Source organism: Aporhodopirellula aestuarii, assembly GCF_023701485.1.
Lineage (GTDB): Bacteria > Planctomycetota > Planctomycetia > Pirellulales > Pirellulaceae > Rhodopirellula > Rhodopirellula aestuarii.
The window spans coordinates 1-18,710 of the sequence record NZ_JAMQBK010000068.1 but is presented as its reverse complement, the minus strand read 5'-3'; the positions used below and the strand labels follow the sequence as shown (position 1 = coordinate 18,710).

The window sequence follows — 18,710 nt, the reverse complement described above, 5'->3', positions numbered from 1 at the left end:
CGATACATCAACCCAACCAACCGATTCGATACCCACTCAACCTCAAGATCAGGTCGCGATTCTGCCCCACCAATATCGCGGACATCCAACCTCCACTCGACTTTCGCCCTGATTCCTCACGATCGTCGTCCTCCCATTGAACGATGACACGCAATGGTTCGCCGGGGTGGGGTAAACGACCAAGTTCAATTTTCTTGAACGAAATGGGAAGACTTGCTCGGCCACCACGCTGATGAGCCAACATCCCGGCTGCGTACAAAACCGCATCCATGGCGGCTGGTGCAATCACCCAACCTCGAAGCGGTCGTTCTTCGCCAGCAAGGTGCGACGGACTCGGTGCAACGATGGTTCCGATCGCGATAGACGATTCGCTGCAGAAGCCGATTGTTCTGAGGCATTGCAGCGATGGACCATGATAAACCGGTGCGTCGGCGTCCATGTACTGAACGCTGTGCAGGGGAATTTCTCTCCCGATCAGCAATGCTTCCTCGTCGAGCCGCACCGGATACGAACGGTCCGACACTTCAACCGTCGCTGAAAAATGAGGGCGTGACGCCTGCACCAATCTTCCATCGCGGCGACGAAGATCGTTCACAAGCGTCCAATTTTGGAACGATGTGTCCGCAATGGAATCGCTATCCTCACCAGAATGCTTACCTGGATCGGTTCCCGTTACCAACTCAACGGCGAACGCGTCATCGGTCAGACATTTCAGCGGTTGATGCGCATGGACATCGTGAAAAGCCCGCACATGTTGATCACGTCGGAAACAGGCCGCTTCGCCCAGCATCTCGATCGCCATCACGAAAGGCAGAGTGGGGCGTCCCTGGACAAGGTGCTCGTTTAAAAAACGATCGACTGTCGGCTGCAATGTGACGGCATGTGACAGTTCGCTCGGATTAGAAGTTTGTCGATTGCCATTCGGATCGAGCAACGGCAACACCGGAGTCGGATCGGGCTGACCATAGGTTTCGCCACCCGGGAAGAACTTACGGACGTATCGACGATCCGTGATCAACACTTCCGGTTCATCACCGCCGTGTTCAATCTCATTCAAGAAGTGATGCAGTCCCTCCTCCGCTGGCATGAATTTCATGCCAATCATGTCAAGGGCCAGCTTCGCTTCCGGTTTGGTCGCCATGCCGATATCGCCCCAGGCGTGCCAGTGAAAGGTGACACAACGTGTTTCAGGACGCGTGCGACCGAGGTTGCCCACGACCTTCGCCAACATATCGTTAGCCGCAGAATAATCGGTGTGCCCGTTCGCTCCGAAGCGACCACTAATCGACCCAAACCCGATGAACCATTCCAATGGATCCGATTGTGTCGCGGTGGCGAGTGCAATGGCGCCGTCGATCTTGGCTCGGAAACACTTTTCGACTTTGTCTGGTCGTTTACGATCAAAACGGGCGTCTTGCCCGGCGCCGGCTCCTTGAATGACTCCGCGGATGGGCCCGTTCTCGATCCGAATTTTTTCGAGCAGTTTCGACACCGCATCGACGTCGGAAACATCGACACTGTGGTACGTCGCGACGATTGAATGTTCGCGGCAAGCCTGAAGCGTTTGGTCAATCTCGATCGCCTTTTCGAGTTTCTGCCATGCCTTAACAGGATTCCCACCCTTCGACTGGACTTGCTTCATCACTCTTCGCCGCAAGTCGGCTCGATCGGCCGCGGCGGCGTGTCGAATCTGGTCGTCGATCTTTGGATCAGGAGCTGTACCGAGCAGGTGCAAGCGAAGATCATGTCGCGACGCTAACTCCATCGCTGTCATTGCGGTGATCCCTCGCCCGCCGCCGGCGATGATCCAATTGCCGCCTCGCGTGAGCGGATAGCGGGTTGTCAGCGATCCCGACTTCGAGGCGGAAGAATGCTCGGCGTCCAGCGGGCGATATCGGGCACAGGTCGCCCACCGTTGAGCCCCCGCCACAACGACTTCTTCGTCGTAGGACGGCACGGCCAATTCTCGCCACACACCCTCAACAAATTCCTCAGGCGTTGCCGCTGATTCCGAGTCGAGAACCAGCATCGGTGTATCGCGATAGCCTCGCATCCAGGCTTCGATCAGCATCGCCTTGGTCAAACCCGCGAGCCCACCCGATTCCGCTGAAATGAAACTTGGTTCGCCTTGCAAATCAAATCCTAAATGCCCACCCGCACGAACCAAGGTGGCCAGCGACGCGTCCGACATCCGTCCCTCATCGATCAGCCCCTGCATCCACCGTTGGCATACATAAAAGGGAATCGACAACGCCATCCCGCGACGACGCGACCAAGCATCAAAATCGCCGGCAGTCCAGCCCGATGCTGCATCGTAGGGCGTCGCTAGGAAAAGGTGAGGAGCAACGCCGTCACGCCAAAGCTCGCTGAGTTTCGCGGTGGTTGATTCTAAAGACAGGCTGGACGAGATCTGGTGAATCGGAAAACCATTTGTCTCCTCGTCCGATCGCCAGCGTGCGATGATCGCATCGGCGACGGGATTGCTTCCCAGCACGAGGGCAGGACCGCAAAAATTCGGCTTCGTCGGCATCCCCTCCAATCGAGGCGCGAAATGGGTCGACAAACAGAAACGATGAGTTCCCGCCTCTGGCACTGGAATGGGAGCGGCAGCCTGTTCCTGAACCATCACGTCGGCAGACGGTTCGTCTTGATAAACAGAACTAGTTCTGGACTTCAGGCATTCGTTTTTTTTTTCCTCGCCCGAAATCTGTTCCCAGACGAATGCGTGAATGGATTCCAAGGTGGGAAATTCGGCTAGCGTGCGCCCCGACTCGCGAAGTGCTTGCAATTGATATTGCTGTTCAAGTTCACCAAGCAGCTGGGCCTTCTTGATGCTATCGATGCCGAGTTCGCCTTCGAGGTCGGCCTCCATGTCAATGATCGATTCATCGTAACCGGTTTGGTCAACGACCAAGTCGATCATCAATCGGCGTAGCGACTCCGCATCAGCATCATCCACCCCCAAGCCGGGACTGGAATCGAACGACCATTCCTGCGTTTGCTCAGGTACCAATTCCTTAGCACCGATAACTGTTGGAACACTCTCATAAACTGCAGCCGCGCTCGCCGTCGCTTCACCATCTCCAACCAGAGCAAGAATGTCATCGAGCGTTTCAAACCGGGCGAGCTGCATGGAGGTGGTGTCCAATTGCAGATCTCCCCACTGAACCATCTCACCAATGAGCTGAGCCTTCTTGATACTGTCGACGCCGAGTTCCGCTTCGAGGTCAGCCTCAAAATCGATGATTTCCGGATCGTAACCGGTCAGATCAACCACGAGGTCAAAAAGAAAGGACCGAGCCGCTTCCACGCCGGTCGCCCGGGCAGTCTTCGAACTTTGATTGTTGACGACAGGCTTCTGAGACGACGCCAAGGCATACCCGTTGGTCGACTGATCCTGCGGCACCGCTCTCGCCGATATCGGCATCGTAGAAGTTGGTGGGGGAGCGACTTCGACCCGCCGCCGCTTGCGTTGAGTAACGTCGACGATTTCGAAATTCAATCGTTCTCGCTGCGACGCGGGCGAAGAATCACGGCCAGCCTCCGGTTGGGCTGTTGTCGCGATCGATGAATGCCCGTTCGAACTAGGACGATGGTTTACCGATGCAAAATGACCGGAACCAAGGCGATTCGTTTCCTGCGTGCTTCCGCCAAAGGCTTCGCACGCCAAATCGACGAGCAGTTGTTGCTTGGCAAAGTCTTTTTGCCGGTCATCCGCTGACAGGCAGATCGCATTTCCATTGACCGTCTTCCCTGCCAAGCGGGTTAGCACATCATCGGGACCGACTTCGATCAACAGTCCACACCCGTCCTTCACGATCCGTTCAACAGCACCATTGAAACAAACAGGCTGAGTCAATTGATCGATCAAGTTATCCATCACCTCGCTCGGCTCGGCCAGATAACGATTCGATACCGCTGAAAGAAAACCGAAACGAGGTGGCATCAAACGCTGAGAATTAAATCGGGCACGCAACAGCTCGCGTGCCGGTTTCATCGCAGGCGTGTGGAACGCGGCTGGAACACTGATCACAACAGACGCCATGCCCGCCGAGGAAAGGTATTCCTTTGCGGCAGTAATATCCTGTTTGCTTCCCGCAACCACAGTGTTATCGGGCGAGTTGTGATGCGAGATGGACGCGTGCAGTTGATGGGCATCGAGAACGGCTTGGATCGCCGAGGGTTCGCCGCGCACCGATAACAACTGACCGCCACCCTGTTGCGTCATTACAACCGCGTCGCTTCGACATTTGGCAAACTCGATCGCTTGGTCGATGTCCATCACGCCGGCGCACCAAGCCGCCGTGCACTCTCCAAAACTATGGCCAAGCACAACATCAGGACGATGTCCACGACGCAGCAATCCATTGGTAAGCGACGCACCTACCGCAAGCACCCAGAGCTGGGTCCACCAAACATCTCGACCGAGCTGCCCACGCGGATCATCCAGCCGATCCGAAATCGATTGAAGACTTCGGCGTTTTAGCAAACCATCGATGACATCAAGAAAATCTCTCGCTTCACTCGCCCGGCTGCCGTCATACTCAGCGGAATAAATGCTAGGGACCGCTGCATATTGCGAACCCTGGCCGGGAAACAACCATCCGATTCGGTCACCGGACGTCGCTGGATCACGAAGCCATGCGAGATGCCGTGCGACGGTGCCGGTTTCTCGCTTGACAACTGGCCCTGCAAGTAAGGCTTTCGCAGCAGCGGAGATTTCATCACCATCGCTTCCAACGATTGCGGCTTGAATCAACGAACTGACGTCCCCCTTACGATTCACCACCGACGCAAACGATTCCACGCCCGACTCAGGTGCGGTCGATGGATCTGCAATAAGCGAACGCAAATCTTGCTCGATCTGATCCCACCGCTCCGCCTGCAAACGGATACTTCGCGCGGCAACCGATCGAACCGGCGCGTTCATTCCTCTCATCGATTCGGTCGCTTCCGGACGAGCATTGTCGCCGGAGCGTGTTGACTGTGGAGTGATCGTTGATTTCATCGATGACGTGGCTTGATTGGATACTTGGTAGTTAATCTGGTAGCCATCCTGGGCCGTTTCAGAGATGCGATAAACTTCGTGCTTCCGTGAGGACTGCATGGCGATTGTAGCCGCGATCGTTCTAACAACTCCTTGTCCGCCTCCGAGGAGCCCAATCTGTGAAACCAAACTGCGAGCAGAGAACAACGAATCATTCCCGGACTGACGGGCATCAAGCGATCGAGCGGACACAACATCATCGGTCCACGATTCTCCTGCCTGATCGATTACCCCCAGAATTGTTTTTCCCGCCGATCGGGCGTCGGACAATCGTTGTAACATCATGACTGCAACCCCCTCGCCTGGAAAGAGCTGAGAGAGATCTTCTGGGATATCGTTAGGGTTCCCAGACAAAACCAATCGATTCTTTCGATGCAACTCTTCGAATGCCACAAGGTCCAACGAACGATGCGTCACGCCACAAAGCATTGTATCGACATGCCCTGAACGCAGTTGTTCAATCGCTGTCAAAACGGCTAAACCACCCGAGGCTTCGTCGGCATCCACCGCACACGCTCCCCCCATCAAGTCAAACGTACGTGCGATCCGTGAAGCAAGCGTGCTGGCGGTGAACCCCCCCGTCTCATCGAGCAACGCCGGGAACCTTGCCAATAATGAACTACAAAGTTGCTCAGCGACCCGCTCGGCATCGACACCAGATAGCGAATTCGTTCGCGCGATCCCTAGCAGATGCTCGCGGATTTCGGGAATCCTCAATCCGATTTGCAATGAATTGCTAAATTCGCCTCCAAAAATTGTGCCCACGATGACGCCGACCCGAGCGCGATCGACCGACCACTCGCCTCCATCGTATTCCGACATTGCTTGGCTAACGGCTTCGATCAGCATCAACTGCGCAGGATTGGCGTAACGAACCGTTTTCGGTGGAATTCGGTATCGCTGGGCGTTGAAGTCAAAGTGGTCGATATAAGCGCCGCGGCAATGCGGAACTTCCGCGACACCACACTCGAACGCATTAACGCCGACTGGTCTCCCATCGCTCGCCGAGGTCACCCAACGCCCCTTCGGCGGATTGGAGATTTGAGATTTTTTACTACGAAGCAGCGTCTCGAACTGCTCGAGGTTAGCTGCGCCCGGCAAGACAACCCCGCGTCCCACGATGGCAATCGGTTCGACGTCACTTCTTCGCGTCACGGGACGTTGAGGGCGGCCGGTTGAGGGGCTCCGTTCGTGGCGAATGACAGCATGAGCGTTTAGGCCTCCGATGCCGAATGCATTGACCCCGGCAACCCGATCAGCGGATCCGTTGCGTGACGGCCACCGTTGCCGATTCCCGACAACGCGAACGGGCGCATTGGTCCAATCATACGTTTCATTGGGCTTTTGGAACTGAATCGACGCGGGCAGTTCGCCCTGCCGCATCGCAATCAAACACTTGACCATGCCTACCAACCCGGCTGCCTCGAGCAGGTGGCCGAGATTACTTTTGACACTGCCGATCGCGAGTGGTGGACGTGTATCCGAACCGTTGGATTCTGGTTCTGGACGCAAGATCGCAGTCAGGCTCTCCAACTCCGTCGCATCACCGACCTGAGTACTCGTGGCGTGGCATTCAAGGTAATCAACGTTGAGCATCGGACCTGCCGACGCTTCAGTCGCGTCCTTGTCGTCAATCTGATCCATTTGCCCTGGAACGCTGTGACGTTGCGCCGCGCCGCGTCGAATCGCGAGTTGCTGGCCCTCGCTACGCGGTGCCCACAATCCTTTCCCCTTGCCATCGGACGCAATCCCTACGCTTACGATACTCCCGTGAATTGGAAGGCCTAACGCACTGGCAATCGACCGTTTCGCCAGTACCACGGCGACATAGCCTTCGCTACTGATCAGACCGCTCGCGCGACGATCAAACGGATAACACCCGTCTGCGCTGCAGGCGCCCGATTGAGAGAAAAGCGCCAGGTTGTCGACGTTATTGAATGTCGCGCCGCCGACCAATGCGATATCCAACTGATTCGCGTTCATCGCCGTGACGGCGTGATGAACTGCCAACAAAGAAGACGAGCAGGCTGCATCAATGACCTCACGACGTCCACGGAACCCGAGCAAGCGCGCCGTCATGGAGGCGACGCTGTACGCGTTGTAGTCGGGCGCGCCACCATCCCGGCGGAAGGGACGACCAACTCGAATCGCATCGGCAAGCTTCGATTTCCACTCTTCTTTGGAACGAACGTCGACAAGCGATACAAGGTCGGTTTGCTCTAAAAGCTCGGTGGCCGTTCGGGCAAGTGTTGCCATCGTCAACGGACCACCCTGCTCGGTGCCGCCACTATGACCAACAAAGATGCCGGCACGCTGCGGATCAACGCCATCAACATGGTCCATTCGTTCGGCGCCGAAAGCTGAACGAACCGCAGCTACTGCCACTTGCGCAAATTGGCGATGCGTCAAATCGAACTCGCCCAACGACCGCATCTTTTGTTCGAGTGCATCATCGAGCGGTATGGGCGTGACACAACCACCTAGCTGCGTATAGGTTTTGCCGGGAATCCCGCGCCGGGAATCAAAGTAAAGCGAACGGTCGAGGCGTTCTTCGGGCATCGGTTGGATTCCCGAGCGACCTTCCCACAACATCCGACCGAAATCGTCTGCATTCTCAACACCTCCCGGCAGACGAACTTCGTAACCACAGATCACAATCTCATCGGGATCTTCACCAGACTGCCAACGAGTGGAATCGAGTCTGGGTTGAGGCGTTGCCGACTCAATAGCGCCAGACAGCGATGTAGAATTCTGCTGTGTGGAGCCCTCTGCGACGCTCTCATTCACATTGACGGATGTACTGGCCGAAGGAGGCAAAGTCCACTTACGAACCATTTCTAGGAGCTCGTTGACCCCAATCGCTGGTGTCGGAGACAATTTTTTCTGATCGATCACGCGTCCAATGTGGTTGCGATCGAACCTCGGATCATCTCGAAGATAAGGTAGAAAAGTATTGACGAACGGTTCGGCCATTCGCTCAATCTCTTGCTTCACATCCTCTTGGTTCATATCGCCGGTAGTTTGTGGAAGGGCGATGCGTCTCTCGTTTCCTAGACGAGTTTGGCGTTCCAACCAGTCTTCGGTAGCGATTCGAAACGCCGTATCGAGGTCACTGACTGTCGTGCCATCCGCCGATGTCAAGTGATAGGTGCGGTTGTGGTATGCGGGCGACATCACCAGGAACCAAATCGCTTCGGCAACCCAGTCCACATCCACGAGATTTTTGCGTTCCGTTCCGGCGAATCCAAGACTATCAACCCATTCTCCGTTGACGAGTAAGCCGAAACGAGACGCGAGCATCTGATACATCGAGAATGCACCATAGATGGTTCGGTCTCTCGAGATGGGTGACAAACCGATTCGATCAATCACGATCGAGGGTCGATAGATCGTCAGCGAACGTATGTCACCATTCTTGGCGGCATCCCAAAGCAAGGACTCCGCAGTCAGTTTGCTTCGTTCGTAATCGTTTGCGAAGTCCTGGCCCAAATCCAATTCGTCCTCGCCCACTACCCCCGTCCGCCGTCCACAAACATAAGCTGTGGACACGTGATGGAATTGCCGAATATCGTGGTCACGACAAAATCGGAGGACGTGACGCGTTCCCTCGACATTGGTCCGGTACGGCTCGTTGTTGCTCGATTGATCCGCAGGAGCAAAACTGAGGCTCGCTGCACTGTGCAGAACACGATCGCATCGACTAGCAACTATCCGACGATCGCGATCGCACAATCCAAGGTTAGGTTGATTGATATCACCTTCTAAAACAGTCGGACGAGGGAGTTTCTGTTGCCAAAAGTTTTCGAATTTGGCGAGGATCTGCTCGACACGTTGGCGAGCGGATTGGTCGCCTTTTTCGCGAACAACCACCGCCAAACTGACACCATGCCGCAATAGCTCAGCCATCACATAAGAGCCGACCATCCCGGTCGCACCGGTCAGCAGTACGGTTCGACTTGATCCATCCCTGCCAACCCCTGCAGCGGCTGTCAATTCGCCCTTAGAGTCGATAGAGGGTTGGTTCTCTCGGATCGGCATCGTGTGATATCTGATGGAAGGTTGCGTCAATTCGATGGTTACTCATTGATACTAATTACTCGTTACTGGACAAAAGCAAATTGGCTGGATGAATTCCGCTTTGCAAGAGCTGCTAGCCGGATTACGCTCATTTGGAGCTTTTTGCAAGGAAGACGGGTTATTTCGATTTTACCTCTCGCTGGAACAGTCTTGATGCGAACATTGCCGGAAGATCCTGATCAACCGCTTCGATGCTTGCTAATTCAGCCGCTCTTCGAACAAACCAACTACTGGAACTTTGTCGAAAGCGCTCGTGCGATCGGCGCCAAAGCAACGGCTCCTCCCCTTGGGCTGATGACCGTCGCAGCGTTGCTGCCTCAAGCATGGGAATTTGAGATCGCCGACCTGAACGTGGCTCCTCTCGACCCTACATCATGGGAGCGAGCGGACATCATTTGCACAGGCGGAATGCTACCGCAACAGCCGGGGATACTTGAATTAGTCGCCCGAGCTCGCGCGGAAGAGAAATTTGTTGTTGTCGGCGGGCCGGATCCAACCAGTCAGCCTCAAATCTATCAGGAGGCCGATGCCATCGTGATGGGCGAAGGCGAACTGACTATTCCAATGTGGTTGGAAGCCTGGCGAGATGGAAATCCGAGAGGTGTGTTCGAGACTGCCGAGAAACCTGACGTCACGAAAACGCCGGTGCCAAGATTCGACCTTATCGACTTTAACGATTATTTGCACGTCGGCCTCCAATCTTCTCGAGGCTGCCCGTACAACTGCGAGTTCTGCGACATCATCGAATTGTTCGGTCGGCGGCCGAGGGTTAAGAAGCCCGAGCAATTCCTCGCAGAGCTCCAGCGGCTGTACGATTTGGGTTATCGGGGTTGGGTCGACTTTACCGATGACAACTTTATCGGGAACCGAAAACTGATCAAGCCGTTGCTGGTGGCGTTAAAGTCATGGAACGAACAGCACAACTACCCCTTCGTCTTCTCGACGGAAGCAAGCATCAATCTCGCCGACGACGAAGAGTTGCTCCAGTTGATGCAGGACGTCCAGTTCCGATACGTATTTCTTGGGATCGAATCTCCCGATGAGGAAACGTTGATCCACACGCAAAAACGGATCAACACTGTTCAGCCGATCATCGATCGTGTTCGGAAAATCTACGACTACGGAATTTCAGTTGCCGCCGGATTGATCATCGGTTTCGACACCGATAAACCCGGTACCGATGGTCCGATGATTCGATTTATCCAAGAGAGCGGGATTTCTCTTTCCATGGTTGGGTTGCTCAGTGCGCTTCCCAACACCCAGCTTACTCGTCGACTCACTAAAGAGCGACGTTTGATCGACTCCGAACATCGATGGATCGATGATCCAGAGGCAAGCTACGAGTTACGCAGTGCTGAGTCGAAGGATCAAACGATCAGCGGTTTGAACTTTGTAACCACCCGGGATCGGGTCGAGATCTATCAAGAACTCCGCAACATCATTGAGGTCGTTTACTCGCCGCGAGCGTTCATGGATCGTGTCCTGGACACCACAGCACGACTGAATATTCAGAACAAACACGTTCCGAACATGTGGGAGTTCCGGCGGATGTGGAAGGGATTCCGAACGATTGCATGGCGCATGCTGGCGGACAAACGCACTCGATGGTTGTACGTCCGCAATTTCTTTAAGGCCGCCGCGATGGGGCCCACGAAGTTCGAGTACGCCCACACGATCACAGGAACCTTTCTTCATTTCGACTTGCAGACACAACGTATGCTTGATGCGTTAGATGTTTCAATCGATTTCGCGAAGAATCACGCGACCTATCCCAGAAGCGTCGCAGAGATCCCCGCGCCCGACGGGTCACCTCAATCGGCAAATCTTGCCATCGCCGACGTCTCATCATGCGCGACTCCGCGTAACCACGCTGGCTGATCGAGTCGCTCGTGTCGCGTTGACTTTGCCGACTAGGCTCAGTTGGAACGTTGTATGCGTTGTCGCGCTTATGCGTGTCTGACGCCTTACGACCTACACATTGGGGGTAAATTCCGCGGAAATCCGCGTTCATATCGCTTGACAAGTCGAAACTACGCAGTGGAAGACCCACTCACTCAGCCTCGGACGAGTCAACGATATGAAATTTACTTACCATCAAGTGGCGTTGGGCCTGCTAGCGTTGATGACGCTGGGAGGCTGTGCGTCAATCAACGACTGTTGTTATGAAAAAACGCAGACGATGCGGGCAGTCAAAGAATACGTCAAATGCGGCAAACCCGAATGTTCTAGCTACCCTCACGATTACAAGTGCGGCTGGATCGACGGATTCTACGAAGTTGCAACGGGCGGAGATTCTTGCCCACCTGCAATTGCGCCGGCCCGTTATTGGAAACCCGGACAAATTCTGAAAGACTGCGACAACCGACGTTATGCCTACTACAGCGGCTGGCAAGACGGAGCGTCGCGTGCATCGCAATTCCCCGACACGCACTACTTGCGAATCTACGAAACCTGCGAATGTCCGTTCCCACGTTGCGATAAACCATGCGGCGATGGAGCGTGCGGTCCATGTGGAAGCCATTTCATCGGTATTTCGGCGTCGGCGGAAATGATCGAGGCTGCACCGTATTTCGATGCACCTGAAGATCAGCTTTATCAGGTCGCCCCGCACATCGAAGAACACATGGAAGACATCGACGTCGATTCCAACTCTAACAAGCAAAGCGAAAGCGACTTCGAGCCGCTGGATGCTACAGAGAACCTTCCGGCTCCCCGAGCCGATGATTCAACTGCACTGCCGCTACCACAGCCAAAAAATAGTGAGAAGGCAGAAGTAGCTGAGTCAGCAGTCGGAACGAGCGTCGGAGATTCCGACGAGGAACTTGTGTCGATTCCTGGTCGAATCTATCAACCTGCTTCAACAGAATCGAAGCAGCGTGAAACCAGCAACGCTCAACAACAGGGTGTCATTCGACTGGTCACATCAGCACCAGCTCAAATTCAATCGAGTCCCTTGACCGCAGACGAGCGAATCGTCGTTGTCGGTTCGTCGGATGTACGTTTTGAAATGATCGAGATCGAACCGGTAGTCAAACTCGCAAAGTAGCGAAGTCGACTGGCGATTTTCCTTACACCATTACCAATACAATTCCCCTGCATTGCGAAGGGACTTAGCAATGAATCTTAAAACCCGTTTACGAAAGAGCAAGGCGTGTCGTGCCATGATGGCACTGTTAGCCGCCACCACGCTCACCAGCACCGGCTGCCAACTCCACAGTGTGTCTTCGGCCTGTAAGTCGGTACCAGCCCATCGTTTGGACCCCACTCTGTTTGCTTGCTCACGTGAAGCCCTCGCACCTTTGCCGTTTTCAGCATTAGGACAGGTCAAACCACAGCAGCACATTATCGGTGCGGGCGACACGCTTGCGGTCTATGTGTTCGGCGTCTTCCCATCCAATGAAGAAGAAACGCCGGTTCAACAACGGACACAGGCGGTCAACCAGATTTACTACCCGCCACGCGGCAGTGTCGTTGGGCCATTGACTGGTCTCCCTGTCCGCGTTGAAGGGAACGGAACCATTGACCTGCCCTTGATCGGCGACCTTTCGCTCGCAGGCTTAACAATGCCTCAGGCGATCGAAACGATCAAACAAGCCTACTTTGATGAAAACGTGTTGCAGGAAGGCAAAGAACGAGTCACCGTCGATCTGCTGATCCCACGCGTCCGTCGCGTTGTCGTCCTACGTGAAGACACCCCAGCAACCAACGTTGCGCTGGTCGCCCCAGGTGCTGTGGATGAGATCCATCGTGGATCGGGGCAAGTGATTGACCTTCCGATTTATGAAAATGATGTACTGCACGCTCTCGGCAACACCGGTGGACTGCCGGGCACAGACGCCGCTCGCGAACTCTATGTTATTCGCAACGGCGTCGGCTTGAATACGCAATTCCTCAGCGGCGGTGCTCTGGAAAGCATCGTGAGCGGTGGCGAAGGCGGACAGTGCAATCCAGGTGTGATCCGCATTCCGCTGGCGGGCTGCCCTTGCGATGGTATCCCGTTTAGCCCGGAAGACGTCATCTTGGGCGAAGGCGATGTGGTATACATTCCACGACGCAACGAGTACTTCGTAACGGGCGGCCTGCTCCCAGGAGCCCGCATTCCCTTGCCACGAGACCAAGATGTCGACGTGATCGAAGCCATCGCAATGGCAACCGGTTCGCCCGGTGGACCACTCGGACTCAGCGGTGCGGTATTAGCAAACGCCACTCCTGGTTACATCCGAGAAGCCTCACGAGTCATCATCCTGAGGACCCTTTCAGACGGCCGTCAAATCAACATCCGCTGCGACTTAGATCGCGCAATGACGGACAAGAAGGAACGGATCCGGGTGCTCCCCAATGACGTTGTGATGCTGCAACAGAAGCCAGGATACGCGTTCTTTAATGTGTTCCTGAACTACTTCAGCGGTGATTCAGTGCTGCTCTCGGTTCGAGATAGTAACTAATTAGTCGATTTCTGGTTCATTGAACGTCGAAACACCGCCACGGAAACGTGGCGGTGTTTTTTTGTTTGCCGAACGCCATTCGGTTCGTCAGAATCAGAATACCGAGTATTTTGACTTAGGCGGGGGATCGCTCTGTAATTCTGAAACATGTGGGCGTTCTAGAATTACGATATTTGTATATTGATCCTCAATCACCGCAATTGCCCGATACGACTCCGAAGCTCGAAACACATGATTGATCAAAAGATACTGAAAATTGGCACGGCTCTCGTGGCCCTTGTGATGGTAGGAATGGTGGGGGCCCAGCTCATGAACGAACCCGTTTTCAGTTCGACAAAAGAATCGAAGGCGGGCTCCGACAGCGTCACTGAGCTGGAGAGCGGAAAATTTGGAGCGTCACAGGATTTCGACTCTGAGGGTTTAGCCAACTCCCAAATGAAGGTGCCTCAAATTCGAGTCGGACGAATCGGAGCCACGCCAACGCTGAGTGACATCCAGAGCCTGCGAAAACTGCCGTTACTCAGTTCCCAGGTCAATCGGGCCTACGGGTTGGCGAAATCGATGACCTGCCGCATGCTCACACCGGGGGCGTCGGTCAAGCCTACCGTCACGATTCCGAGTCAAGGAGAATCAGGCACGGTCGGGCGCATCCCCGCGTTTACCATCGGCTTGACCATGGATCCGAGCGGGCGAAGCAAGCTACCCGCGGTGACTCGTGGTCAGGTCGACAAATACTTTGAACAGCACCGCCTATCGATCCAGCCATTGGTTTACAGCGACGACACGGGCCAGCTCTATTTCGGCACCGATTGCCAAGCGGCGTTTTACGAGATCGACCGACCGGGCATTGCGATTCAAGCCGAGCCAATGATTGAGTCCGCCGTAGCCCGCTTTCGGTCTCTCGGCATCGCCGCGTCAAATCAAGAAACACGAGAAACGAGCTCATCGGCATCTCGTTTCCTGGAGGCGGAAACCGGCCGAACTTTGGTAATGGCGTTTAATTTCGAAAAGGCTGATTTGACGATTTCGTCGACTGCTCAGATCGGCCGCAAGGTGACCGAATTGTTGTTCTTTCACCTACCGCCCTCAACCGCGGAAGCAACCGCAAGCAAAGCCGCAGCAGACTCTCGTAGCCCCATTTCTCTCGACGTCTTTCTGACCAGCGATGAACGGCGCAACCTTCATCGCTTGGATCTGCACAGTTGGGATTTGAACTCACCAACACCCGACATCTCTGCTGACGTTCGATTCGACAAAATGATTCTGATGGGGCTCTATCCAGCCGAACCAGTCGTTACCGATATCCACTATCGATCCGCCGGCATCATTTCAATGGAACTGGTTAGCCAGCTCATGAATGGCTTCAAAGAACAAACGCCCATGTCACTCGATGAAATTTTGGATCAGTTCGGATTGTTGTCAGGGTCGCAAATTGCACTCGATCATGATGCCCTTCCGGCTGGCGGTGAATTAGGCGACGAAAGTGATCAGCAATGGTTGCGAGAAATGGCGCGGCTGAAATACGAACGTCTACAGAAGAATCTCCAGGTTCCAGATCGAGGCGATCAGCCTACGGTACGTCCCAGAGTGCCACTCATCACGGGATTCGATGACTAGCTCTACGTTCCTCCGGCATTGGACACACAGCAAGTCTTAGCCTCGTTTTCCAAGTCGTGGAAAAAACGGCGGCGTCAACGGACGCCGTCCTGACTCAGGACGCACTCCGGCGTGGATCTCCGTAGCCTTTCTCCCGTTTGATTTCCTCAACTGCATCGTCAATATCCCTCACGGTTCACGATGAGTAACGCTTGCTCTTCGGACCAAGATTTTTTGCGCTCATTCAGTGACCCTAGGTCGGCGAAGCGTCATTCCGGTTGGCACTTTGGAAACAGTTTCGCTGATCCGGTCTCGGCTCGGAGGAACCGCCGAAAAATGCTAACCGCTCCGGTGAGAATCCCGACGAACCCGCCCAGGTAGCTGAAATTGTGCATCGTGCCTGCCCGTAGAAAGGCAGCAGGATCGGTGACTTCTCGGCCCCGAATGGTTAGTGGATCGACGTTCGCGGGCGTGATCACCAGGAACGAAATTGCCAGAGCAACCAACCCGATCGACAAGGCCGTTAGCACAACGACTCCGAAGGCTCGCAACGTCCCAAAGAGATAAGGGGTCGTCTCACGGATCAAAAGCCCCAGGGGAATCAGAAAAATCCCGATCACGATTCCCATCCACCATGACGCCTGCCAGCCTACGATTGCCGCACCCATACGGTCTGGAATCGCTTCGCCGATTTGGAATTGATGAAATTTGAACTTGGTGAAGTACTCGGGCGATACCGTGTACGAAATCTGATTGTGCAGTGCGCCATACATCCCAGACAGAACGCAGGCAATCACGAAAAGTGAGATAAAGGCGACGGTTCGCATTCAGAATTTCCCATAGCGGCAAGCGTGCCAATAACACGGCGCAGGCAACAAAACCTGTAACAGATGATCACCCAACCATAGCCGAATTGACAGGACGATACCGCTCGATTCCCGCGCGGCGTCTACCCCGAAGTGATATCATGTGCCGCGGTTGCTTCACCAACGTAAAGTAAGACCGATCACGTTTTTTCCCCATCCTCAACCGCGTACAATAGATCATCAAAAGGGTTCTTCGCGACCATGACTGCCCCACAAAAAGCCTCCTTGATCCGATCGCTCATTTGCTCGACCGTATCCGTCGTCGCCTTAGCCTGGCCGAATCTCGCGGTGGCAAAAGAGCCACTCACTCAAGGCGAGCAATCAGAGGTCATGAAAGACCTCGATCCCTACATGATCGAGGCTCTCTATGGCACCGATACTCGAGGGCAAACGGGACGGTTTGGTGCTGAAGGAGGACTCGCCGATTTGCTGACCGAACCCGCATTCGTCGAGTTGGTAGAAAAGCACGATGCGAAACTTTTCAACGGACCCATGCTCGGCGACATCAAGCCGACGTCGGCCAAATTTTGGCTCCGTACCGCTGGCCCCACTTCCGTCCAAATCAAAGTTGGTGAGCAAAAATCTGAGTTGGTTCAAACGTCCGCTGCGGATGACTTCACGGCCGTCATGACGGTCAATAACCTGAAACCATTCTCGGATTACACCTATTCCGTTGAGCTCGATGGGAAAACCATCCAGCGTGATTCGTTTCGATTGCGAACGGCACCGGAACGGGGGCAGAAGGTCGAATTCGATGTCACCTTCGGTTCAGGAGCCCGATATGTCCCGACACATGAATACGCATGGAGCAATATGGCGAAATCGCGACCGCTGGCCTATCTCGGCCTCGGCGATAACGTCTACATCGATGTCGTCAACCGACGCGGGGCACAACGATTGTTTTATTATCGTCGGGGCCTCAGTCCGGCCTTTCGAGAACTCACTAGCAGTGTCGCAATCTACGCCGTGTGGGACGATCACGACATGGCAATGAACGATTCGGCGGGCGGTGCCGGGATGAACGAACCGTGGAAGATGCCGAACTGGACCGTTTTCAAACAGAACTGGAACAACCCGCATTACGGCGGTGGCGAAGCGATGCCGGGCACATGGCATTCTTTCTCGCTCGGCGACGTCGATTTCTTCATGACCGACGGGCGTTTCTATCGCGACAAGAAAGACAAAACGATGCTGGGCCCCGACCAGAAGAAATGGCTTCTCGAAGAACTCGCGAAAGTGAAAGGAAAATTCAAAGTCATTGCATCTGGAACGATGTGGTCCGACGGTGCAGACAAGGACGGTAAAGACTCGTGGGCAGGCAATTGGTCGCGAGGCGAACGAGATGAAATATTCGATCTCATCAATGACAAGAAAATCGACGGCGTCATTCTGATTTCAGGCGATCGCCATCGCTCGGACATCTGGAAAACCGATCGACCGCGTGGTTATCCGCTGTACGAATTCGTTTCTGCGAAAGTTACCAACGAACACACGCACCCAACGTTCCCCAATGCTGTCTGGTCGTACAACGAAGGCAACTTCTGGGGACAGCTCCATTTCGACTTGCGTCCCGACGATCCCGTCATGACGTTCCAATGTGTCGACATCAGCGGCAAAGTGGTCAAGGAGTTCCCTTTGAAGTTAAGCACACTGAGTCACCAATAACTCGCATTCGATCCATTCAAAACGAACCAGGACAATCGGAGATCGCCTTGAGCAAACTCGGATTGCCCCAACTGCTTCAAGGATGTGATTCACAGCGACTCAAGTTGGGGGAGTTGTTTCACCATTTCGTCCCAGGTAACGCTGTGTTCTCGTCTCACACTCGTCTTTGCCTCGGCGTAGCTCTCGACCAATCGTACGGTCATTTTCTGTCCGTGAATCAAATTACGAAAGCTGCGACGGCGCAAGAAGAGTTCGGGTAAAACGCGTGTTGCTTCAGAAGTGACGAGTTCCATTCGATCGTCGGTCGTGATCGCCGATGGCGATACCGCAATGGCGACCGACGAGTCGTTGGGATCGACGAAAAACGCGATCCCTTCAACGATAGAGAGTTCGCTCCACCGGACGCCGATCTCTAGTATCCGAGGATGACGGCGGAACAATCGCCAAATCGACCATTTCCGAGTCGGCGGTTTCGACAAGGGGGCGGGAGGTCGATAGGGATTCGGCGACTCGCTCATGACCTCACTCCAAACAAATCTCGATATCAGCGCCGCCTTAAAATCCGGTGCCACCGCGTTCGTGCACCAAACAGCGTCATGTGTGAACAAAGGCACAGGCTGCATCGGAGTTTGGCCCGCTGTTTGCTACCCCTTGGCCCTGTTACGGCGTTCAGTTTATCAGGCCAGAACAAGCAAAACACATTAGGACTATCAAAGTGGCACAGAAATTCCAAGTCAACCAATACGTCAGCTGGAACTACGGCAGCGGCACCACAACCGGCCAAATCAAAGAGTCGTACAAGGAAAAAGTCACGAAAACGATCAAGGGTAGCGAGATCACCCGCAACGCGACCGAGGAGGAACCGGCCTACCTCGTGGAACAAGAAGACGGTGACCAAGTGCTGAAGAGCGAGAGTGAACTCAGCGACGCGTAAGGACCGGTTGCCATACGACGCGGCCTGCAAGCACCTAGTCCTCAATCAAGCGAAGCTTGGTTTTCGTCTTAATTAAGAAA

The 18,710-nt window shown here is 54.6% G+C and carries 9 protein-coding genes; 6 read left to right on the top strand and 3 right to left on the bottom strand.

Annotation, left to right across the window (positions count from 1 at the left end; genetic code table 11):
- Nucleotides 1-7 precede the first annotated feature (7 nt).
- Nucleotides 8-9,085, bottom strand: coding sequence for a type I polyketide synthase (locus tag NB063_RS24840; protein WP_250931734.1), 9,078 nt, complete (start codon nt 9,083-9,085; stop codon nt 8-10).
- 192 nt (nt 9,086-9,277) lie between these two features.
- Here NB063_RS24840 and NB063_RS24835 point away from each other — a divergent pair, with 192 nt between their 5' ends.
- The 4 genes from NB063_RS24835 (at nt 9,278) to NB063_RS24820 (ending at nt 15,186) form a co-directional block, all read left to right on the top strand.
- Nucleotides 9,278-11,002: a B12-binding domain-containing radical SAM protein gene (locus NB063_RS24835; protein WP_250931733.1), complete on the top strand. Its 1,725-nt coding sequence runs from the start codon at nt 9,278-9,280 to the stop codon at nt 11,000-11,002.
- Nucleotides 11,003-11,201: 199 nt separating this feature from the next.
- Nucleotides 11,202-12,170, top strand: a complete 969-nt coding sequence (locus tag NB063_RS24830) for a hypothetical protein (RefSeq protein ID WP_250931732.1) — start codon at nt 11,202-11,204, stop codon at nt 12,168-12,170.
- 70 nt (nt 12,171-12,240) lie between these two features.
- The gene (locus NB063_RS24825) at nt 12,241-13,569 is read left to right on the top strand and encodes a polysaccharide biosynthesis/export family protein (RefSeq protein WP_250931731.1); all 1,329 of its coding nucleotides are present in this window, start codon (nt 12,241-12,243) and stop codon (nt 13,567-13,569) included.
- Between the two features lie 309 nt (nt 13,570-13,878).
- Nucleotides 13,879-15,186, top strand: coding sequence for a hypothetical protein (locus NB063_RS24820; protein WP_250931730.1), 1,308 nt, complete (start codon nt 13,879-13,881; stop codon nt 15,184-15,186).
- A gap of 248 nt (nt 15,187-15,434) precedes the next feature.
- On the opposite strand, the gene NB063_RS24815 is transcribed toward NB063_RS24820, so the two are convergent.
- Nucleotides 15,435-15,992 (bottom strand): hypothetical protein, encoded by a 558-nt coding sequence (locus NB063_RS24815; protein ID WP_250931729.1) that lies wholly within the window; start codon nt 15,990-15,992, stop codon nt 15,435-15,437.
- Between the two features lie 240 nt (nt 15,993-16,232).
- Between NB063_RS24815 and NB063_RS24810 the strand changes: the two genes are divergently transcribed.
- Nucleotides 16,233-17,696, top strand: coding sequence for an alkaline phosphatase D family protein (locus NB063_RS24810; protein ID WP_250931728.1), 1,464 nt, complete (start codon nt 16,233-16,235; stop codon nt 17,694-17,696).
- A gap of 89 nt (nt 17,697-17,785) precedes the next feature.
- Here the strand turns inward: NB063_RS24810 and NB063_RS24805 are convergent, their stop codons facing one another.
- Nucleotides 17,786-18,214, bottom strand: a complete 429-nt coding sequence (locus tag NB063_RS24805; protein WP_250931727.1) for a hypothetical protein — start codon at nt 18,212-18,214, stop codon at nt 17,786-17,788.
- 197 nt (nt 18,215-18,411) lie between these two features.
- On the opposite strand from NB063_RS24805, the gene NB063_RS24800 reads away from it, so the two are divergent.
- On the top strand, nt 18,412-18,630 hold the full coding sequence (locus NB063_RS24800; RefSeq protein WP_250931726.1) for a hypervirulence associated TUDOR domain-containing protein: 219 nt from the start codon (nt 18,412-18,414) through the stop codon (nt 18,628-18,630).
- The last annotated feature ends 80 nt before the right edge of the window (nt 18,631-18,710 follow it).